Annotated in this window: 19 protein-coding genes; 11 read left to right on the forward strand and 8 right to left on the reverse strand. The window is 72.0% G+C overall.

All coding sequences use genetic code 11. The annotated features are described in order from the left end of the window. Window positions 1-68 precede the first annotated feature (68 nt). Window positions 69-377: a hypothetical protein gene (locus SROS_RS40495; RefSeq protein ID WP_148269369.1), complete on the forward strand. Its 309-nt coding sequence runs from the start codon at window positions 69-71 to the stop codon at window positions 375-377. Window positions 378-728: 351 nt separating this feature from the next. Here SROS_RS40495 and ku read toward each other — a convergent pair whose 3' ends face one another. Next, a complete protein-coding gene (ku, locus tag SROS_RS40500) occupies window positions 729-1,610 on the reverse strand; it encodes a non-homologous end joining protein Ku (RefSeq protein ID WP_012894762.1) in 882 nt (293 codons plus the stop codon). A gap of 196 nt (window positions 1,611-1,806) precedes the next feature. Between ku and SROS_RS40505 the strand changes: the two genes are divergently transcribed. The 3 genes from SROS_RS40505 to SROS_RS40515 all read left to right on the forward strand — a co-directional run bounded on the left by SROS_RS40505 (window position 1,807) and on the right by SROS_RS40515 (window position 3,146). Further along, window positions 1,807-2,115, forward strand: coding sequence for a hypothetical protein (locus SROS_RS40505; protein WP_012894763.1), 309 nt, complete (start codon window positions 1,807-1,809; stop codon window positions 2,113-2,115). Between the two features lie 82 nt (window positions 2,116-2,197). After that, a complete protein-coding gene (locus SROS_RS40510) occupies window positions 2,198-2,827 on the forward strand; it encodes a TetR/AcrR family transcriptional regulator (protein WP_148269370.1) in 630 nt (209 codons plus the stop codon). An 88-nt stretch (window positions 2,828-2,915) separates the two neighbouring features. Further along, the gene (locus SROS_RS40515) at window positions 2,916-3,146 is read left to right on the forward strand and encodes a DUF3107 domain-containing protein (protein ID WP_012894765.1); all 231 of its coding nucleotides are present in this window, start codon (window positions 2,916-2,918) and stop codon (window positions 3,144-3,146) included. A gap of 599 nt (window positions 3,147-3,745) precedes the next feature. On the opposite strand, the gene SROS_RS40520 is transcribed toward SROS_RS40515, so the two are convergent. After that, a complete protein-coding gene (locus SROS_RS40520; RefSeq protein ID WP_012894766.1) occupies window positions 3,746-4,396 on the reverse strand; it encodes a ferritin-like fold-containing protein in 651 nt (216 codons plus the stop codon). Between the two features lie 372 nt (window positions 4,397-4,768). Here SROS_RS40520 and SROS_RS40525 point away from each other — a divergent pair, with 372 nt between their 5' ends. The 3 genes from SROS_RS40525 (at window position 4,769) to SROS_RS40535 (ending at window position 8,673) form a co-directional block, all read left to right on the forward strand. After that, window positions 4,769-6,661 (forward strand): DEAD/DEAH box helicase, encoded by a 1,893-nt coding sequence (locus SROS_RS40525; RefSeq protein WP_081453333.1) that lies wholly within the window; start codon window positions 4,769-4,771, stop codon window positions 6,659-6,661. 120 nt (window positions 6,662-6,781) lie between these two features. Further along, complete coding sequence (locus SROS_RS40530; RefSeq protein ID WP_012894768.1) at window positions 6,782-7,654, forward strand: alpha/beta fold hydrolase; 873 nt, start codon at window positions 6,782-6,784, stop codon at window positions 7,652-7,654. Between the two features lie 101 nt (window positions 7,655-7,755). After that, on the forward strand, window positions 7,756-8,673 hold the full coding sequence (locus SROS_RS40535) for an oxygenase MpaB family protein (protein ID WP_012894769.1): 918 nt from the start codon (window positions 7,756-7,758) through the stop codon (window positions 8,671-8,673). A 24-nt stretch (window positions 8,674-8,697) separates the two neighbouring features. Here the strand turns inward: SROS_RS40535 and SROS_RS51775 are convergent, their stop codons facing one another. The 4 genes from SROS_RS51775 to SROS_RS40555 all read right to left on the reverse strand — a co-directional run bounded on the left by SROS_RS51775 (window position 8,698) and on the right by SROS_RS40555 (window position 11,734). Beyond that, complete coding sequence (locus tag SROS_RS51775) at window positions 8,698-9,579, reverse strand: RecB family exonuclease (RefSeq protein ID WP_012894770.1); 882 nt, start codon at window positions 9,577-9,579, stop codon at window positions 8,698-8,700. A 6-nt stretch (window positions 9,580-9,585) separates the two neighbouring features. Then, entirely contained in the window at window positions 9,586-10,302 is a 717-nt protein-coding gene (locus tag SROS_RS51780; protein WP_012894771.1) for an MBL fold metallo-hydrolase, read from the reverse strand. A gap of 132 nt (window positions 10,303-10,434) precedes the next feature. Then, window positions 10,435-11,046, reverse strand: a complete 612-nt coding sequence (locus tag SROS_RS40550) for a MarC family protein (RefSeq protein ID WP_012894772.1) — start codon at window positions 11,044-11,046, stop codon at window positions 10,435-10,437. 46 nt (window positions 11,047-11,092) lie between these two features. Further along, window positions 11,093-11,734: a DUF6758 family protein gene (locus SROS_RS40555; RefSeq protein ID WP_012894773.1), complete on the reverse strand. Its 642-nt coding sequence runs from the start codon at window positions 11,732-11,734 to the stop codon at window positions 11,093-11,095. Window positions 11,735-11,808: 74 nt separating this feature from the next. On the opposite strand from SROS_RS40555, the gene SROS_RS40560 reads away from it, so the two are divergent. Further along, window positions 11,809-12,228 (forward strand): NUDIX hydrolase, encoded by a 420-nt coding sequence (locus SROS_RS40560; RefSeq protein WP_012894774.1) that lies wholly within the window; start codon window positions 11,809-11,811, stop codon window positions 12,226-12,228. Here SROS_RS40560 and SROS_RS54110 read toward each other — a convergent pair. Continuing rightward, on the reverse strand, window positions 12,191-15,628 hold the full coding sequence (locus SROS_RS54110; RefSeq protein WP_012894775.1) for a hypothetical protein: 3,438 nt from the start codon (window positions 15,626-15,628) through the stop codon (window positions 12,191-12,193). The two genes, SROS_RS40560 and SROS_RS54110, sit on opposite strands and share 38 nt — an antisense overlap. A 420-nt stretch (window positions 15,629-16,048) precedes the next feature. Here SROS_RS54110 and SROS_RS40570 point away from each other — a divergent pair, with 420 nt between their 5' ends. Both SROS_RS40570 and SROS_RS40575 read left to right on the forward strand, forming a co-directional pair. Beyond that, window positions 16,049-16,723 carry a hypothetical protein gene (locus SROS_RS40570; protein ID WP_012894776.1) on the forward strand — a complete coding sequence of 225 codons (675 nt, stop codon included), beginning with the start codon at window positions 16,049-16,051 and terminating at the stop codon, window positions 16,721-16,723. Continuing rightward, a complete protein-coding gene (locus SROS_RS40575; RefSeq protein ID WP_012894777.1) occupies window positions 16,723-17,283 on the forward strand; it encodes a DUF6529 family protein in 561 nt (186 codons plus the stop codon). The genes SROS_RS40570 and SROS_RS40575 overlap by 1 nt, the downstream gene beginning before the upstream one ends. On the opposite strand, the gene SROS_RS40580 is transcribed toward SROS_RS40575, so the two are convergent. Beyond that, window positions 17,273-18,214: an HpcH/HpaI aldolase/citrate lyase family protein gene (locus SROS_RS40580; RefSeq protein WP_012894778.1), complete on the reverse strand. Its 942-nt coding sequence runs from the start codon at window positions 18,212-18,214 to the stop codon at window positions 17,273-17,275. The two genes, SROS_RS40575 and SROS_RS40580, sit on opposite strands and share 11 nt — an antisense overlap. A 159-nt stretch (window positions 18,215-18,373) precedes the next feature. On the opposite strand from SROS_RS40580, the gene SROS_RS40585 reads away from it, so the two are divergent. Next, window positions 18,374-18,943, forward strand: coding sequence for a biotin transporter BioY (locus tag SROS_RS40585; RefSeq protein WP_012894779.1), 570 nt, complete (start codon window positions 18,374-18,376; stop codon window positions 18,941-18,943). Window positions 18,944-18,963 lie beyond the last annotated feature (20 nt).

The following is an 18,963-nucleotide window of genomic DNA, read 5'->3' on the forward strand; positions in this document are numbered from 1 at the left end:
GAAAATGTTGAAAACGGGGCAACCGATCCTTTCAAGGGGGAAACGCAATGCCCAAGTTCAAGAGTGTCATGGCAGGTCTCGCTCTCAGCACGGCAATGACCGGCGGCGTCGTCGGCATGGGCGCTGCGACCACAGCGACCAGCGCCGGCGCCACCGCCGGTACGAGCACCACCTCCATCGCCTCCTTCCAGACGAACTTCGGCTGGGCCAGCTGCGGCTGCAACCGCCGCTGGCGCTGCGGTGGCGGCTGGGGCTGCCACCGTCGTCACAACCACTGGAGCCACCGCCGTCACCACCAGAAGTTCAACATCAACATCAACAACAACAACAACAACGAAGAGGACGCCCAGAACGACAACAACAACAACAACGTCTAGCCTTCACGGCCGGACGCCGGACCGGGGCGCCCGAACCTGAGCGCGGTGCGCGGTCGAGCCAGATGACCGCACACGACCCGATCCACCGTTGTTGCAAGCTCCGGGCCCACGGCGGGGCATGAGCTTCGGGCCCACGGCGGGGAGCAGGGTGCCCGTGTTCGCTGGGATCACGGTCCCCCACAGGGGATCACGATCAACACAGGGAACACGGGCACTTAAAAGGTGATTTCGATTATCCGATTCTCAGCCGGCGCGAGATGCTGTTCTTTTCCGCATTTCCGGGTGGGGGCCCCGTGGTCGTCCGATCCACGGGGCCCCCATTCCGCGGGAACCGAATTCCCGGCGCCGCCTTTACGCCGGACGGCCGGTCCTCCGCCCGCGGGAAGCCTTCTCCTCTGCGGCTCCGTCCTTCTTCGCGGGCTCGGCGGCGGCCTTTCCCGTCGCCGGAGCCGCGCCCCGGCGTTCTTTCTTGGCGGCCTCGACACTGGCGCGCAGCGCGGCCATCAGGTCGGCCGGCGGCCCCTCCTCGACCGGCGCCCCGGCGGACACGATCTCCCTGCCCTCGATCTTCGCCTCGATGACCTCCTGGACCGCCTCCCGGTAGCCGTCCCTGTGCGCCGAGGGCTCGAAGTCCGCGACCATCGTCTCGATCAGCGACTCCGTCATCCGCACCTCCTGCGGCCTGGCGTCGACGCCCTCCTCCAGGAACGCGAAGTCCGCCGATCGCACCTCGTCCGGCCAGAGCATGGTCTCCAGCAGGAAGACCCCGTCCCGGACCCGGAGCGCCGCGAGCGACTCGCGCTGGCGCAGCGCCACCTTGACGACCGCCACCAGCCCCGAACGCTCCAGCGCGTCACGGAGCAGCACGTACGGCTTCACCCCCGCGGGGTCCGGCTCCAGGTAGTAGGCCTTGTCCAGCAGGATCGGGTCGATCTGGCCCGCCGGGCTGAACTGGAGCACCTCGATCCTGCGCGAGGTGGACAGCGGCAGGTCGTCGAAGTCGTCGCCGGCGAGCACGACCATGTCGCCGCCCGGCAGCTCGTAGCCCTTGGCCACGTCGGCGAACGGGACCTCCTCCTCGCACGCCTGACAGAACCGGCGGAACCTGATCCGGCCGCCGTCCTCGCCGTGCACCAGGTGGAAGGTGACGTCGCGGCGCTCCGTCGCGGTGAACAGCCTGACCGGGATCGTGACCAGCCCGAACGAGACCGTGCCTTTCCAGATGCTCCGCATGGCGTCTCCCTGCCGTCGAGCTACCCACCAAGTTTCGCACACACGTTCGGAATCGGTGTCGGGTGGATGTAAACACTCACCAACGGGGCAGGTACCCGTCATGGCGGATCCGATGCCATGCCTTTCTCAGCCGGCGGGGCGCGACGCCGTACGCTTGGCGATGTCCGGTGTTCGCAGGAGAACGGAAGCAGAGCGGATGTCAGAGATGGATGTGCGCGACGACAGCCTGCACGGCGAAGAGCCCGAGGACGCCCTCTCCGAGAAGATCGGGGTCGAGGCGCCCGAGGCCGACGTGGCCGACCAGCACCGCCCGGTGAACGAGGACATCCCCGACTGGCCCGAGGAGATCTCGGCCGAGATGCCCGAGGCCGACGTGGCCGACCAGCACCGCCCGGTGAACGAGGACGGCCCCGAGTGGCCCGACCACATCCCCCTGGAGGCCGATCCCGCCGACGCCGCCGAGCAGAGCCGCACGGTGGACCTGGACGAGGACGACTACCGCTGACCCGGGTCCCGGCTATCGCTGCCCCGAGTTACCCGCGCGTAGGATGATTCACGACACCAGGAGCACCCGCAAGGAGAACCCCGTGACCGCTACCCCGGACGCCAAGCCCCGGGGCACCCGGCTGCCCCGAATGGCCCGTCGCCGCCAGCTGCTCAGCGCGGCGCAGGAGGTGTTCGTGGAGAACGGCTACCACGCGGCCGCGATGGACGACATCGCCGAGCGGGCCGGGGTCAGCAAGCCGGTGCTCTACCAGCACTTCCCGGGCAAGCAGGAGCTCTACCTGGCCCTGCTCGACCTGCACGTGGACGACATGATCGCCCGCTGCCGCGACGCCCTCGCCTCCACCACGGACAACAAGCAGCGCGTCCAGGCCGCGATCGGCGCCTTCTTCGACTTCGTCTCCGGTCAGGGCGAGGCGTTCCGGCTGGTCTTCGAGTCCGACCTGCGCAACGTCGCCCCGGTCCGCCAGCGCATCGAGCGCAACCTCCGCGAGAGCGCCGAGATGATCAGCCACGTCATCCAGGAGGACACCGGCTGCTCCAGCGACGAGGCCCGCCTGCTGGGCGTCGGCCTGGTCGGCATGGCCGAGGTCAGCGCCCGCTACTGGATCAGCAGCAACGGCTCCATTCCCAAGGACGCCGCCACCCAGCTCATCGCCCGGCTGTCCTGGCGCGGCATCTCGGGTTTCCCCCGGACGACCGCCGAGCACTGACATCTGTTCGCTTGACGCGATCAACCGGCGCGTCGGGTCCCCGTTGGGGCGACCATGGGACGAGCAACCCTCGTCGAAAGGGAGCACGATGGAAATCAAGATCGGCGTGCGTTCCGTACACCGTGAGCTTGTAGTGGAGACCAACCTCTCGGCCGAGCAGGTCGAGGAGGAGCTCGGCAAGGCCCTGAGCGCGGACCGGGGCATCTTCGGCATCAGCGACAGCAAGGGCCGCAGGGTCCTCGTCCCGATCTCCTCGCTCGGCTTCATCGAGATCGGCGAGGAGGAGGCCCGGCCCGTCGGTTTCGGCGGCACCCTCTAGAGATCTCAGGGCTCGCGCCAGGCCGTCGTCCCCCATCGGCCATGGCGCGGGTCCGGGGGCGGGCACGGCGCCGGCTCAGTCGCCGCGACACTCCTCGCGCTCGCCCAGAGCGCAGCCGTGCGGACGGCGGGCCCGGCGAACACGGTGCCGCTCCAGACTGATGGCCGGACAGTCCGCGCCACCTCTGCGTAACACGGCGCGGGAAATCCAGCGGTTCGGCCCACATCTCGTCAAGGAACTGCCGTAGCGGCGCGAGGCCCTCATATCTCGCACGGTACAACCGTTTGGCACCTTCACGCTGCTCGATCAGCAGACCTGATCTCCCGGAGCCCCGTCCGCGTCTCCCGGAGACCCGCGCGGCGCCGTACGCCGGGCCGGGTCTCCTCCCCGCGGGGCGCCCGCCCGTGAATCCGGCTCCCGCCCGTGAATCCGGCTCCCGCCCGTGAATCCGGCTCCCTCCCGTGAATCCGGCTCCCTCCCGCGAATTCGGCCCTCGCCCGTGAATCCGGCTCCCTCCCGCGGATCCGGCCCTCGCCCGTGAATCCGGTCCCCGGCACCCCGGCACCGGCACGCGCCACGGCCTCCGGCGCGGACGCGTGTCACGGCCCCGGGGTCAGCCCCATCGCGGCCATCCGCTCGCCGTGCGCCTCGGTCAGCCGGGCGAACATCCGGGTGATGTCCTCACCCGCCGCCTCCACCAGCAGCTTCGCGAGCTCGGGCCGGGCCGCGGCCACGTGCTGGCCCTGGCTGAGCGCCTCCCCCACCATCCGCCTGGCCCACAGCGCCAGCCGCCCGCTCTGCGTGGGGTCCTCCTTGAGTGCCGCGCCGACCCGCTCCACGGCGAACTGCGACCGCCCCTCGTCGACGAGCACCTCCTCCACGAGCCGCCGCGTCTCGGCGTCCACGTGGACGGCGGCCTCGCGGTAGAAGTCGAGCGCGATCCCGGTGCCGACGTAGGCCTTGACCAGAGCCTCCAGCCAGTCTCCCGGCGTGGTCTGGGTGTGCCAGTCGTCCAGCGGCCCGACGAACGGGGCCATCGCCTCCTCCGGGTCGATCCCGAGCGAGGCGAGGCGGTCGTGGAGCAGCCGGAAGTGGGCGTATTCGGTCGCGGCCAGATCGCCCAGGGCGGCCCGGTCGGCCAGCGAGGGCGCGTGCCGCGTGGCGTCCTCGGCGAGACGGAGGAACGCCGTCAGCTCGGCGTAGGCAAGGACGCCGAGCAGGTCGCCGACACCGGCAGGGGAATCACTCATGCAGGCAGCCTACGAGTTGACACGCCCAGCGATTCACCAGGAATACTAAGAAATCGGTTCCGCGTTGTGGTATCGAGTACACTGCTCTGAGAAAGTGCGACCGCACTGTGTTAATCCGGGAGATCTGCTCCCGGAAGCCCCCGAAGTCGGCATCATGCCGCAGCGGTCGCTGATGACATTGAGAGGGCTGGCCCTTCCGCGAGGACCCGGCACGGGGAAAAATTTTTTTTCAGCCCGTGGTCCCGGCAGGACTGCCTTCAACGGAGATTTAGGCAGGCCAAGCTGACGACGTTCCGAGACCTCGGAGTCACACCGGAGATCGCCGATGCCCTCGAGACCGAGGGCATCATCACGCCGTTTCCCATCCAGGAGATGGCACTCCCCCTGGCCCTCAACGGCCAGGACATCATCGGCCAAGCGCGCACCGGCACCGGCAAGACCTACGCCTTCGGCGTGGCGATGCTGCAGCGTGTCGGCAAGCCCCGGAAGAACCGCAAGAAGCCCCGCGGGCTGGTCGTCGTGCCGACCCGCGAGCTGGCCGTCCAGGTCACCGAAGACCTGGTGACGGCCGCCGGCAAGCTCGGCTCGCGGATTCTCACCGTCTACGGCGGGCGCGCCTACGAACCCCAGGTCGAAGCGCTCAAGCAGGGCGTCGACGTGATCGTCGGCACCCCCGGGCGCCTGCTCGACCTGGTCAAGCAGAAGCACCTCGACCTCGGCCAGATCGACGTTCTCGTCCTCGACGAGGCCGACCGCATGCTCGACCTGGGCTTCCTGCCCGACATCGAGCGCATCATCAAGCTCATCCCGGAGAAGCGGCAGACGATGCTGTTCTCCGCGACCCTGCCGGGCGAGATCGTCGCCCTGTCCCGGCGTTACCTCACCCGCCCCACCCACGTGCGGGCCGAGAACAACGACGCCGAGGCCGAGGCGACGCCGCAGACGACCCAGTTCGTCTGGCGCGCGCACCGGATGGACAAGATCGAGATCGTGGGCCGTCTGCTCCAGTGCGACGGGCGCGGGCTCACGATGATCTTCTGTGAGACCAAGCGCGCCTGCGACATGGTCGTCGAGCAGCTCAAGGAGCGCGGCTTCGCCGCCGCGGCCGTTCACGGAGACCTGGGCCAGGGCCAGCGCGAGCAGGCTCTGCGGGCCTTCCGCAACGGCAAGATCGACGTGCTGGTCGCGACCGACGTCGCGGCGCGCGGCATCGACGTCGACGACGTCACGCACGTCGTCAACTACGACTGCCCGCAGGACGAGAAAGCCTACGTGCACCGGATCGGCCGCACCGGCCGGGCGGGCAAGACCGGCGTCGCGGTGACCTTCGTGGAGTGGGAGGACCTCACTCGCTGGAAGGTCATCAACAACGCGCTCTCGCTCGACTTCGCCGAGCCGGTCGAGACCTACTCGACCTCCCCGCACGTCTTCAGCGACCTGGGCATCCCCGAGGGCACCAAGGGCGTGCTGCCGCACGCCAACCGGTCCCGGGCGGGCCTGGCCGCCGAAGAGGTCGAGGACCTCGGCGAGACCGGCCGTGTCCGCTCCCGCGGTCCCCGCAGGGGACGCGAGGAGGAGCGGGACGAGCGACGCGAGCGCCCCGCCCGCACTCCCCGGGAGCGCCGCCGCACCCGCGGGGGCCGTACCGGCGCGGACGCCACGGAGCCCGTGGAGAACGTACGGGAGGAGACGGTCGCCGAGGCCGCGCCGGTCGAGGAGCCCCGGCGTCGCCGCTCACGCGCCGGCCGTGCCGCCGAGGAGACCCCGGTTCCGGTCACGGAGCAGGAGATCCAGAGCCCGGTCGTCGAGCTCACCGAGGTGGAGGTGGACGTGACGTCTCGTAAGGATGACAACCGTGACGACCAGCCCGCCGAGACCGCGCCCCGCCGGGGCCGGACCCGGAAGGCCGGGCTGAACCCGGAGGTGAGCCTCACCGAGGGCACCGGGGTTCAGTCGCGCAGGGAGCCCGTGGCGGAGCAGGCCGACAGGCCGCGCCGCAGGCGGGAGCCGGTGGCCGAGGTTCCGCAGTGGGAGGATGAGTCCGTGGACGGTCATTGGGACGACGAGCCCGTGGCGGAGGCGCCCGCGCCCCGGCCGCAGCCGGAGAAGATCATTCCGGCGAGTCCGTTCTCGGTGATCTTCCAGTCGCCCGACCTGGCGACGGACGACGACGAGATCGCCCCGTCGGCGGCCTCCGAGAGGGCGCAGAGCCGCCGTCGCCCGCCGAGCAGGGGCCAGCAGCGGGGCCCACGCCGCCCGAGCTAGCCGTACCAAAGGAAAAGGGGCGCGACCGCAGGGTGGCGCCCCTTTTCGCGTCCTGGGACGCACAGAGCCATGTCACAGACGCACAGAGCCATGTCACCAAGAGAGGTATCGTGGGGCCACGTGAGTACGCCGCGATTTCTGACCCTGCCTCCTGGCGTCCGATCCCGTCAGATCGACACGCCGGTGGGCGCCTTCGCCGTTCTGGAGGCCATGCCGGTCAGCGGCGTCCCCGAGCGCTGGCCCGCCCTGCTGGTCCCCGGTCTCACGGGCAGCAAGGAGGACTTCATCGCGGTCCTGCAGACGCTGGCCCAGTCGGGACGGCGGGTCATCGCGGTCGACATGCGCGGGCAGTTCGAGACGGGCGGCCCTGAGGACCCCCGCGCCTACACCTGCGCGGCCCTCGGCAACGACATCGACGTCCTGGCGCACACGATCGGCGGGGGCGAGCCCCTGCACCTGGTCGGGCACTCCTTCGGCGGCCTGGTCGCCCGGGAGGCGGTCATCGACGGCCGCACCAAGTTCGCCTCCTTCACGCTGATGAGCTCGGGCCCCGCCGCGATCGTCGGCGTGCGCGAGCGCGCCGGCCGGGCCATGCTCGCGGAGCTGCCCGAGTCCGGCCTGGAACACATATGGCACACCCGGATGGAGCCGGAGGTCCTGGCCGCCGGGGTGCCGGACGAGATCATCGCGTTCCTGCGCAAGCGGCTGTTCGCCAACTCCCCGACCGGCATGACCACGATGACGGGTCAGGTGCTCTCCTCGCCGGACCGGTGTGACGAGCTCACCCAGGTCGAGGTCCCCACCCTGGTCCTGTACGGCGAGCACGACGACGGCTGGCCGCCGCGGATGCAGTCCGAGATGGCCGACCGGCTGAGCGCCGAGTGCGTGGTCGTTCCCGGCGCCGCCCACTCCCCCGCGGTGGAGGCCCCGGAGACGACGGCCGCCGCGCTCACCCGGTTCTGGAACGCGGCCGAGGCACGCCTGCTGGGCTGAGGCCTCCCGGCCCGGTCCGCGGGCTCCCGCACCGGCGCCTTCCCGTTTTGCACCACCCCTGTTGGACGCCCCGTCGAATGCCATGTAATTATCTACTTACTATGGCGAGCATCGAAGACATCGTCGTCCAGCCCCCGCACACCGCGACATGGCTGGTGCACATCGACCGCTCCATGTGGGTCGGCGGGGTCCGGGGCCTCATGCTCCAGGCGCTGCACCCACTCGCGATGCGCGGGGTCTGGCAGAACTCCAACTTCCAGGAGGACCCGTTCGGACGGCTCCGCCGTACGGCGGACTTCGTGGGCCGGGTCACGTTCGGCAGCCCCGCGGAGGCCGACGAGATCGGCCGCCGGGTCCGGGGGATCCACCGCCGGCTGCGCATCGACGACCCCGACACCGGCAGGACCCACCGCGTGGACGACCCCGAGCTGCTGCTCTGGGTGCACTGCGCCGAGGTCTCGTCCTACCTGTCCGTCGCCCGGCGGGCGGGCCTGGGCCTCACCGACCGCCAGGCCGACCGCTACCTGGCCGAGCAGCGCCGCAGCGCCACCTACGTGGGCCTGCACGCCGAGGACGTGCCCGGCTCGACGGCGGAGATGGACGACTACTTCGCCGGGATGCGGTCCCGGCTGAAGGTGACCCCGGAGTCCGCCTCCACGGTGCGCTTCCTGCTGTGGCCGCGCCTGCCCGCCGACCTCCGGACGCTCACCCCCGGCAAGCCCGCCTACTTCCCCTTCGGCGCGCTGTGCTACTACTCGCTGCCCGACTGGGCCAGGAAGCTGTACGGCGTGCTGCCCGACGTGCCCCGGAGCACCGTGAGCGCGGCGCTGAAGGCCTTCCGGCTGGGCATGAACTCGGTCCCCGAGACCGTGCACGACCGCGCGTTCATGCCCTCCACCCGCGACATGCTCGCCGGGGCCCGGACGCGCCTGGGCGCCGCGGGCTACGACCTGGGCAAGGGGCTCAAGGGCCTGACCGACCCCCGCCGCTGGCCGGACGGGGTCGCGGCAGCCGCCTGAGCCCCCTCCGGCGCGTTCCCGGGGTCAGTCGGCCAGGCCGTCCCAGGGCAGGCGGTCGCCCGCGGCCGCCTGGCCTTCCGGGCAGTGCCTGCGGAAGTCGCACCAGGAGCAGAGGGGGCCGGGCTTGGGCGGGAAGAGCGCGTCGATCTCCGGGGGGACCCCGGGGGGTGTGCGGCCGGCGCCCCTGGCGCGTGCCGTACCCGACCAGTCCCGGTAGCGGTCCTCGGCGTCGGAGGCCTCGACCGCGATGTCCTCGGCCCGGCTCAGATGGCGGGCCAGGGACGCGTCGGTGTGCTCCCACTCGGCGATCGTGCCGGTCGGCAGGTGGTGGAGCTCGACCCGGTGACACGGGCGGTGCATCACCCGGGAGGAGGCGACGGCGTAGACGGCCAGCGCGAGCGAGGACCGGGCGTCGTCCGCGGTGAGGGGCCGGCGGCCGGTCTTGTAGTCGACCACGACCAGCTCGTCGCCACGCCGGTCGAGCCGGTCGACGCGGCCGGAGACGGCGATGACGGAGGTCTTGGCGGCCACGGTCCGCTCGACGCCGACCGGCTCGTCGGAGGGGTCGAGGCTCGCGACGTATCCGGCGGTCATCTCGCGTGCCCGGTCACGCCAGGCGGCCGACTGCTCGGCGTCGCGGAAGCCCTCGTTGATCCAACCACTGGTGACCAGGACGGCCGCCGTCACCGGCGTCCGCCGGGCGTACGGCTCGCGCCACCAGGCGGCCAGGGCGTTGTGCACGCTGACGCCCACGCTGTTGTGCGCCCAGGGCGGGCCCTTCTGCGGCGAGGGCCGGTCCATGTAGGTGAACCGGTGACGCCGGGGACATTCCAGCCAGGTGTTCAGCCGCGACGGCGTGCAGGAGTACAGCCGCCGCGGCATGCCCTCAAGGGGGAGCTGGTCCACGGAGGACTACTCGTCGAGGAGCTTCAAGTTGATCTTGGCCGCCCGCGTCCCGTCGCTCAGCGGGCCCTCGGTCTTCTCGATCACGTCGCCACGGGTCAGCGAACCGGACAGCCACGCGTCGAACTGCGACTCCAGGGCGCCGATGGTGGTCTCCTCGCCGTGCGCGGGCAGCACGCGGATGCCGTGGCGCAGGGTGAACAGCCGGCCGCCGATGGCGGTGAGCTGGTCGGCCAGCGCGGGATACTCCCCGCCGACCTTGCCGGGCCCGTCGGCCTGCAGGGACTTGCCGGTGAAGACCACGCCGAGGGCCTCGCAGTAGAGCGAGACGCCGCCCTGGGAGACACCGGGGGTGGACAGGACCTCCAGCTCGACGTCCGCGACGCCGAACACGCCCTCGTCCTCCATGTCGATGTCGGGCCAGGTGTCCGGCCAGGTCAGCCGCCACAGCGGCCGGTCCTTGGGGTGGAGTGCCACCACGGCCTCGTCGCGCGCCGCCACCTCGATGGCCGCGCCCACGTGGTCGGGCAGGCCGTGGGTGCAGACGACGGCCAGCACCTCCCGCTCGCCGACCTTCTCCAGGATCTTCTCCGCGTCGCGCGCGGGGTCGATGACGATGACCTCCTCATCGTCACCCAGGATCCAGGTGTTGTTCTCGACCTTGTGCTCGGCGCCGTCGACATCGACGACGCCCTCGGTCACCACTCGTTCGATACGCGCTGTCACGCTTCCGAACTTTACTGCCTCGCTCCACCCTGCGGTTCGAGCACAGGTAACGGATAGTCTTCCCATTCGCCCTATTCGCCCGCCTATTCACTCCTCATCGCCCGTTTCAGGCCAACAGTGGGTCGAACAGCCCTATCCCGTCGCGAGGAGGGTGCGGATCGCCGTGATGATGAGCTGCACGGCGAGGGCGGAGAGCAGCAGGCCCGAGACGCGGGTGACGAGCTCGACGCCGTTCTCCTTGATGACCCGGAGGATGGTCACCGAGAAGCGCATGAACACCCAGAGCAGGATGTGCACGGCCGCGATGGCCAGGGCCAGGGCCAGGATGCCGCCGTTCTTCTGACCGGCCTGCTGGGCGAAGACGATCGTCGCGACGATGGCTCCCGGCCCGGCCAGCAGGGGGGTGCCGAGCGGGACCAGCGCGACGTTCACGTTGGACTTCATCGTGTTGGGGGGCGGCCCGGTCTCGCCGGTGAGCAGTTGCAGGGCGACCAGCAGGAGCAGCAGCCCTCCGGCGATCTGCATGGCCGCCACCTCGACGTGCAGGTATCCCAGGATGGCCCGGCCGAAGACCGCGAAGACCACGATGAGGCAGAACGCGACGATGGGCGCCTGCCAGGCGATCCGCGTGCGCTCCCGCTCCGTGCGGCCGCGGGTGTAGGCCAGGAAGAGCGGGATGATGCCGGGCGGATCCATGATCACGAACATGGTGACGAAGGCCTCGACGAAGAACTGGACGTCCAACACGCACTCCCCATGAACCGTCGTGAGGGGAGTGGTCGGTGCCGGGTCAGGCGTCCTCGCCGTCCAGGCGCGGGGAGAACGCGCCGAAGGGCGGGTCGATAGCCTGGTCCTGATCTCGCAGGTCACGCAGGGAGAGCTCGGCCAGGGTCATCAGGTAACCCGCCTCGGCCGGCCAGATGACCGTCCACAGCCAGTTGCCCAGTGCCTCGCCGGCGTAGACCGCCCGGTCCGGGGCGGCGCCGACACACCACAGCGCGGCCGGATGCCCCTTGATCTCGACCTTGGCGTGCGGCGGCCCCTCGTCGAACCCCGTGCCCGGGTCGGTGCCGTCCAGGCCGGCGAACCCCGCTCCCAGGCCCACCCCCGGCTCCTCGGCGATGATCAACAGGTCGGCCGGGCCGTGGATGAGCGAGGGACCGGAGAGCGCGATCACGGTGGCCCTGACCCCGCTGCGCTCGTCACCCGCCTCGGCCAGCCCGGTGACCAGCCAGCCCTGCGGCAGGGGCCACGGCAGCCAGGCGGGGACGAGGGCATTTCGGCTGATCGCCTCTACGGCGGCGGAGGAGGGGCGTCTCGGCGGCTGCAGTGGCAGGACGTCACCGTGCGGACCACACCGCCAGGCGCTTGACCAAGCGCTCGGCGGACGGAGCGGGCCGAAACACCGCGGGCATACAGGCGCGGCTCTCACGCCTACCCACGGTGCTTTGTCAGTGGCCCGTCCGTCAAGGGCACACCGCGTTATCGAGCCGTAATCTTATCAATGTGCGTGTAAATTGTGTGGGCGCGATCGTCCACGACGGCTCCGGGCGGATGCTTCTCATCCGCCGCGGGCACCCGCCCGGCGAGGGCCTGTGGTCCGTCCCCGGCGGCCGGGTCGAGCCGGGCGAGCCGGACGCCGAGGCCGTGGTCCGCGAGGTGCTGGAGGAGACCGGCCTGACGGTCACCGCAGGCCGCCTCGCCGGCACCGCCGACCACCTGGGGCCGGGCGGTCTCGTCTACGAGATCCGCGACTATCTGGCCGAGGTCTCCGGCGGCACGCTCGCCGCCGGGGACGACGCCGTGGACGCCCGGTGGTTCACCCACGAGGAGCTCGTACGGCTCCCGCTCGCCCCCGGCCTGCTGGAGGCCCTGGTCGAATGGGCGGTCATCGGGCCGGGGTCAGGGTCGAGCGCCACAGCGTGAGGTGGTCGGCGTCGTAGGTGGTGGACCTGCCCAGGGCCACGACCTGGCCGCCGGCGACCGCCACCGCGCCGAGCCACTGGGCGCCGTCCCCGCTCAGGCTGCCCTGGGTGGGGGTGTGGCGCTGCCAGTCCAGCCCGTCCTCGGAGGTCCAGGCCACGCTGTCGCCCTCTCCGGGCGGACCCTGCCAGCCGACCGCCACCACGCCCTCCTCCGTCGCGGCCAGATCCTGTACGGCGGCCGCCTGGTCGGCGGGGAGCCAGGTGAACTCCCATGTCGTGCCGTTGTCGGCCGAGACCGCGCCGAAGGCTCGGAGGCCGTCCCCGGTCCGGGCGGTGCCGGCGGCGACGACATGGCCGCCGTGCAGGACCACGTGCCGCAGTCCCGCCGACGTCGCCCCCGGGGGCAGGACCGGCTTCCGCGCGGTCCAGTCGACCCCGTCCGCCGAGACCCAGACCACGCCGGTCTCGTGGTCCGCGTTACCGGCGCCGCCGACGGCCACATACCCGGAGGAGGTCGCCGAGACGTCGTGCAGCCGCACCCCGCCGCCGCCGGGGAGCTTGCCCGCCCTGGTGTAGCGCTTCAGATCGGGCGAGAACCACACGACCGGGACGGTCCCGGCCGGACCGCGGTCCTCACCGGCCAGGACGTAGCCGGACGGGCCCGCGGCGACCGCGTGGGGAGCGAGGTAGTCGTGCTCGGCGGCCGGGGCGAGGGCGCCCAGGACGGGCACCCTGCGCCAGTTCACGCCGTCGTCGGAGGTGACGAGCAGGGGCTCGGTGGAGGAGGCGTCGGTCATGGTGCTGCCCGCGGCCAGCCAGCCTCGCCGGCCCTGCGCGACGTCGCCGAGCGCCTGGCGCCGTGAGCCGCCGAGGACCTGCGCCGGGCCACCGGCCGTCCAGTTCTCGCCGTCCGTGCTGGTCCAGATCCCCGCGTCGCCGGACGCGGCGCCCACGGCGACGAACCTTCCTCCCCCGGCGGCCACCCTGGCGGTCTCGCGGGCGGCCCGGGCGAGCCCGTCGATCCCGCTCAGCGGGACCGTCCGCGCCTGGCCCCCCTTGGGCGCGGTGATGAGGACCAGGCGGTTGTCCACGTCGGCGGCGCGTTCGTCGCCGCCGACGACGAGCGTGCCCTCGTCGGAGACGGCGAGCGCCCGCAGCGAACCGGGCATCCGGCCGAGGTCGGTGGACTTGCTCCAGTCGTGGCCATCCTTGCTGGTGTAGACGGCATAGCGTTCGAACCCGGACTCGGTGATGGCGGCCACCCCGCCCGGGGAGGAGGCCAGGCGCTTGACGCCCGAGCCGTCGGGGGCCAGGCCGCCGATGGTGCCGCACCGGGCCCAGTCGGCGCCCTGGGGCGAGCAGTAGACCTCCACCTCGTCCTTGTCGCTGTGCCGCCGGGTGGGGACGAGCACGAACCCGTCGGCGGCCACGGCCAGCACGCCCGGCCCGGGGACGACGGCCGCCTGCGACGCCTCGGTCCGCAGCCAGGTCCTGCCCCCGTCGGCCGAGCGCGCGATGGCCGGGGCGGACCGGCCCGGGGCCGGGTCTCCCAGCGCCACCACGGCGTCGCCCTTGGCGGCGACCGTCTTGAGACCCCGGGTTCCGTCCGGCAGACCGCCCTCCCCGGCGGTCACCCGCTCCCAGCCCCGCTCGTCGGACAAGACCCAGGCGACGGCTCCGGTGGTGCCGTCCGGGAGTACGGTCGTGCCCACCGCGACGAAGCCCGAGGAGGTCCTGGCCAGGTCCATGATCTTGTCCCCGGCCGCGAAGGCGCCCAGCAGACCGGGGTCCACCGCGTTCCAGCTGTGGCCGTCGGCGCTGGTCCACAGGCCGCGTCCGGCGCCGAGCAGGTCGTTCCCCGCGGCCAGCCAGCGGCCGTCGCCGCCCGCCACCAGCCCCACCGTGGCCGGCCCCGTCCCGTATCCCACCGGCCCGGTCACCTTGCCGAGCCGCCAGGTGTCGCCCCCGTCCGGGGAGACCAGGAACAGCGGCCTGGGGACCGGGCTGGTGGTGTCGCTGCCGACGGCGACCATGACGGTGCCCACCGAGGCGACGGCGTTGAGCACCTGGCTCGATCCGTCGCCGCCGACGCCGGGCGGCGGCACGAAGTTCGCGTCCCCCGAGTGCACCTCGTCGCCGACCAGCCGGAGTCCGGTGGTGAAGGGGCCGCTCACCCACCCCCACAGCACCAGGCCACCGCCGACCGTGACGGTCAGGACCAGGACCATGAGGAAGGGGATCACCAGGCCACGGCCGCGCCTGCGCCTGGTCGGGCTGGAGCGGCGCATGGCGGAGGGCGCGGGGGCGCCGCGATGGTGCCGCCCGCCGTTCGGCCCCCGCCTGCCGGGCGGGCCCTGGGCCACCAGCAGGTCCGGACGGGCCGGCCGGCCCTCCGGAGGCCGTCCCACCCGGCGTACCGGCTCGAAGTCGTCCTGAGCCGGTACGGCGGGCCGGCCGGGCCCCGGTTCCGGTGTCGCGGGCATCTCGGCCCCGACCCGGATCCCGTCGTCTGACCCGTACGGCTCGTCATGGGAACCATGGGCCTCGTCGTGGGAGCCGTACCTCTCGCCCCGGGAGCCGTACGGCTCGTCATGGGAACCGTAGGCCTCGTCGTGGGACCCGTACCTTTCGCCCCGGGAGCCGTACGGCTCGTCATGGGAACCGTAGGCCTCGTCGTGGGAGCCGTACCTCTCGCCCCGGGAGCCGTACGGCTCGTCAGGGGGGTCGTGCGGCGGTTCGGGGGCGGCCGGAGGGGCGGGCCGCGTCTCGTCCCTGCTTTCGCGGGGCGGCCCGGAGGCGACCAGCAGGTCCGGCCGGGGGCGTTTGCCGGGCTCGTGCGACAGGTCGGAGGCGACCGGGGGCCGGTTCTCGCCGCCGGGACGGCGGGGCGGCCCGGAGGCGACCAGCAGGTCCGGGCGGGGCGGGCGGCCGGGCGGGATGTCCTCGTGCCCTGCCCCGGAAGCCCGGCCGCCGGCGGCCGGGTGATCGTCGCCGGGAGGGCGGTCCGGCGGGTCGCCGGAGGCGCGGCCGGGCGCGGAGGCGGAGTCGGAGGGCCGGCCGGGCGCGGGGGCGTAGGGCTGGTCCGGAGTGGAGGGCCGGCCGGGGGTGGAGGCGTAGGGCTGGGTGTGGGGGCGGCGGCGTTCGCCGCCCAGGCCCTCGGGACGGGCCTGGAGGGGCTCGCCGTCGTCCGGAGTGGGCGAGGCGAACGGCGGGAGCATCCAGGGAGAGGCCAGCGGGAGGCCCCGGGGGCTGTCGTCGGACGGGCCGGGCGGGGAGTGCTGGATCGTCGGCGGGGACTCCTGGGGCTCCTGGGACCCGGCCGGGGGTGTCGTGTCGTCGCGGAGACCGCCGTCGTCCGCCGGCCACTCTCGCGAGCGCGGGTCGTGGGGGCCCGAGGCCACGCTCAGCACCTCCTGTAGGAAGCCCGTTTGCGCCCGGGGCCACCACCCCGGACCGTTCCAGTCGTCTCCGTGACACTCTGCCGCAACCCCCTATGGGAGCGGCAAATCGCACGCGACCCTACTACTACCCCGTTCTGTCGGAACGATCACCTGCCACCGGCCGGGTGATCGAGGCTTGGCCGTACACAGTCAAGAGCAACACGTCGGAGCCGCGATGACGAGACCTCTCTAGTCAGATTTATCGCGCCAGCGCCGGAATTATCACTGTTTGACGCTGTAATTCCGAGATCGCTGTCCACGGTGTGGACACCGCCGCCGGTTCCCGCGCGGATTCCGTCCTTGTGCGGATTAGTTCACAGACGCCCGCGTCCGGCGGGCGTACACCTGAGGGGAGGAAACCACCACCCCAGGGAGCAGACGATGAAACGGCTGGGGCCCGTCCACACACTGGCGGCCGGAGCGGCGACAGCGGTCGCACTCGGCGCGCTCAGCGTCATCACCACACCGGCGGCGCGGAACGTCCCCGCCGAGGCGGTCGGGACCGCCCCGCAGGCGCGGGCCGCCTCGCGGACACCGGCCGCCCCGCAGGCCACCCCCGAGGCCACCAGGACCGCCAGGCCCACGCCCGCGAAGGCCGACTACGCCGGGCGGGTCAGGGGCAACGGCGGGCTCATCGCCATCTCCGTCCGCGACGGCAAGGCGATCGGCTACTTCTGCGACGGCAGGACCGAGGCCTGGCTCCGGGGCAGGGCCGCCGACGGCAGGGTCCTGCTGTCCGGGCCGGGCGGCGCCTCCGTCGTGGCCCGGCTCGGCGGGGGCCGGGCGTCCGGGGAGCTGGAGTTCGGCGGCAGGCGGTGGGACTTCGGCGCGCCCACCGTGAAGAAGCCCTCCGGGCTCTACCGGGCCAGCGCGGTCGTCCGCGGGGCGAAGGTACGGGCCGGCTGGATCTATCTGGACGACGGCAGCCGGGTCGGGCTGACCCTCGTCGACGGCGCGCCCGCCGATGTGGCGATCCCGGAGCCGGGCGGGAACGCGACCGTCAACGGCCAGGTGGTCGACCCCAAGGACGTCGACGAGTTCATTGGAGAGTTCTGATGGCTGACACTCAGGTCTCGCAGGTCCCCCGGAGGCAGAACCTCGCCCCGCTGCTCATGCCGCTCGCCGTGGGCGGCCTGATCGCCGTCGGGCTGGGCGTGTACGGCCGCGTCCACCTGCCCACCGGGTACGCGATCGGCCCGGCCGGCTTCTCCGGGCCGCTGGCCATGAAGGCCTGGCTCACGACCGGAGCGTTCGTGCTGGCAGTGGTCCAGCTTCTCTCGGCCCTGGTCATGTGGGGCCGGATCAGGCTGGAGGCGCCGTGGATCGGCACCCTGCACCGCTGGTCGGGCCGGGCGGCGTTCCTGCTGACGGTCCCGGTGGCGTTCCACTGCCTGTACGCGCTGGGCGCCCAGTTCGACGCGCCCCGGGTGATGATCCACTCGCTGCTGGGCTGCTTCTTCTACGGCGTGTTCACGGCGAAGATGCTGGCGCTGCCCAGGCGGGGGCTGCCCGGCTGGACCCTCCCGGTGCTGGGCGGGCTGACGTTCACCGCTCTGACCGGGCTCTGGCTGACCTCGTCGCTGTGGTTCTTCACCACGATCGGGATCACGCTGTAGGCGGCGTGAAGGCGGTGGTGCGCCCGAGGCTCGCCGCCCTGCCCTTGGCCGCCACCACCAGCGCCATCTTCCTGGACGCCTCGTCGATCATCTCGTCGCCGAGCATGACCGCGCCGCGCTTCTCGACCGTCGTGTAGTACTCGTACGCGTCGAGGATCAGCTCGGCGCGGTCGTAGTCCTCCTGGGACGGCGAGAACACCTCGTTGGCGGCCTCGACCTGGGTGGGGTGGAGCACCCACTTGCCGTCGAAACCGAGCGCCGCGGCCCGTCCGGCCACCCGGCGGTAGCCGTCCAGATCCTTGATCGCCAGGTAGGGGCCGTCGATGGCCTGCAGGTCGTGGGTGCGGGCGGCCATCAGGATGCGCATCAGGATGTAGTGGTAGGCGTCGCCCTCGGTGTAGCCGGGAGGCTGCTCGCCGACCACCAGGGTCCGCATGTTGATCGAGGCCATGAAGTCGGCGGGGCCGAAGACCAGCGTCTCCAGGCGCCTGGAGGAGCCGGCGATGGCGTCCACGTTGACCAGGCCCCGGGCGTTCTCGATCTGGGCCTCGATGCCGATCCCGCCGACCTCCAGGCCGTTGGCCTTCTCGATCTGGGTGAGCAGCGTGTCGAGCCAGACCACCTGGGTCGGGTCCTCCACCTTGGGCAGCATCAGGCAGTCGAGGAACTCCCCCGCGCCCTCCACGACCTCGATGACGTCCCGGTAGGTCCACTGCGTGCCCAGGTCGTTGACCCGCACGACCCGCGTCTTGCCGGACCAGTCGCCCTCGCGCAGGGCCGCCACGATGTTCTTGCGCGCCCCCTCCTTGGCGAGCGGCGCGACGGAGTCCTCCAGGTCGAGGAAGACCTCGTCGGCGGGCAGGCCCTGGGCCTTCTCCAGGAAGCGGGGGTTGCTGCCCGGCACCGCCAGGCACGAACGTCGCGAGCGCATGGCCACACGCTAGCGGCCGTCCCGTCCCTCGCGACAGGCCGGGCCGGGCTATGGCGCCCATACAAAGAGCGCGCCCCGTTCTTGGCGCCGATCTCGTACGACCCCTGACCGATTTGTCCGAACAATGGATGCCAAGCATCGGTAAGGGAGACATTCACCATGGCAAACGCTTCTCCGGTGGCCCGGCCCGCCGTACTGTCCGACCTCATCCCGGGCTCCCGCGTCCGCGACCTCGCGCTCGTGGCCGGCGGCGCGGCCCTGACCGGCCTGGCCGCGCAGCTCACCTTCCCCATGTGGCCCGTCCCGGTCACCGGCCAGACCTTCGCCGTCGTGCTGGTCGGCGCGGCGCTCGGGATGAACCGCGCGGCGCTGAGCATGGCCCTCTACATGCTCGTCGGCGTCGCGGGCGTCCCGTGGTTCCAGGGCGGCACCTCCGGCCTCGGCGGTCCCACCATCGGCTACGTCATCGGCTTCATCGCCGCCGCCGCCATCGTCGGCAGGCTCGCCGAGCGCGGTGGCGACCGCACCGTCCTGCGAACGGCCGGCACGATGGTCCTCGGCAACCTGACGATCTACGCCTTCGGCCTGCCGGTCCTCATGGCCGGCACCGGGCTGGGCCTCGGCGGGGCGCTCGCGGCGGGCGTGATCCCCTTCCTGGCCGGCGACGCCCTCAAGATCGCTGTCGCGGCCGGCCTGCTGCCGGCGGCGTGGAAGCTCTCCGGCCGCTGATCCGGTGACCGCGTACGGCC

Origin of the sequence: Streptosporangium roseum DSM 43021, assembly GCF_000024865.1 — a bacterium.
Classification (GTDB): domain Bacteria; phylum Actinomycetota; class Actinomycetes; order Streptosporangiales; family Streptosporangiaceae; genus Streptosporangium; species Streptosporangium roseum.

What these genes read in the sequence shown, in the direction of transcription:
- SROS_RS40525 (WP_081453333.1), top strand. Translation starts at nt 4,769, where the DNA reads ATGGCACTCCCCCTGGCCCTCAACGGCCAGGACATCATCGGCCAAGCG.
- SROS_RS40515 (WP_012894765.1), top strand. Translation starts at nt 2,916, where the DNA reads ATGGAAATCAAGATCGGCGTGCGTTCCGTACACCGTGAGCTTGTAGTG.
- SROS_RS40535 (WP_012894769.1), top strand. Translation starts at nt 7,756, where the DNA reads ATGGCGAGCATCGAAGACATCGTCGTCCAGCCCCCGCACACCGCGACA.
- SROS_RS40580 (WP_012894778.1), bottom strand. Translation starts at nt 18,214, where the DNA reads ATGCGCTCGCGACGTTCGTGCCTGGCGGTGCCGGGCAGCAACCCCCGC.
- SROS_RS40505 (WP_012894763.1), top strand. Translation starts at nt 1,807, where the DNA reads ATGTCAGAGATGGATGTGCGCGACGACAGCCTGCACGGCGAAGAGCCC.
- ku (WP_012894762.1), bottom strand. Translation starts at nt 1,610, where the DNA reads ATGCGGAGCATCTGGAAAGGCACGGTCTCGTTCGGGCTGGTCACGATC.
- SROS_RS40495 (WP_148269369.1), top strand. Translation starts at nt 69, where the DNA reads ATGGCAGGTCTCGCTCTCAGCACGGCAATGACCGGCGGCGTCGTCGGC.
- SROS_RS40520 (WP_012894766.1), bottom strand. Translation starts at nt 4,396, where the DNA reads ATGAGTGATTCCCCTGCCGGTGTCGGCGACCTGCTCGGCGTCCTTGCC.
- SROS_RS40585 (WP_012894779.1), top strand. Translation starts at nt 18,374, where the DNA reads ATGGCAAACGCTTCTCCGGTGGCCCGGCCCGCCGTACTGTCCGACCTC.
- SROS_RS40570 (WP_012894776.1), top strand. Translation starts at nt 16,049, where the DNA reads ATGAAACGGCTGGGGCCCGTCCACACACTGGCGGCCGGAGCGGCGACA.
- SROS_RS40575 (WP_012894777.1), top strand. Translation starts at nt 16,723, where the DNA reads ATGGCTGACACTCAGGTCTCGCAGGTCCCCCGGAGGCAGAACCTCGCC.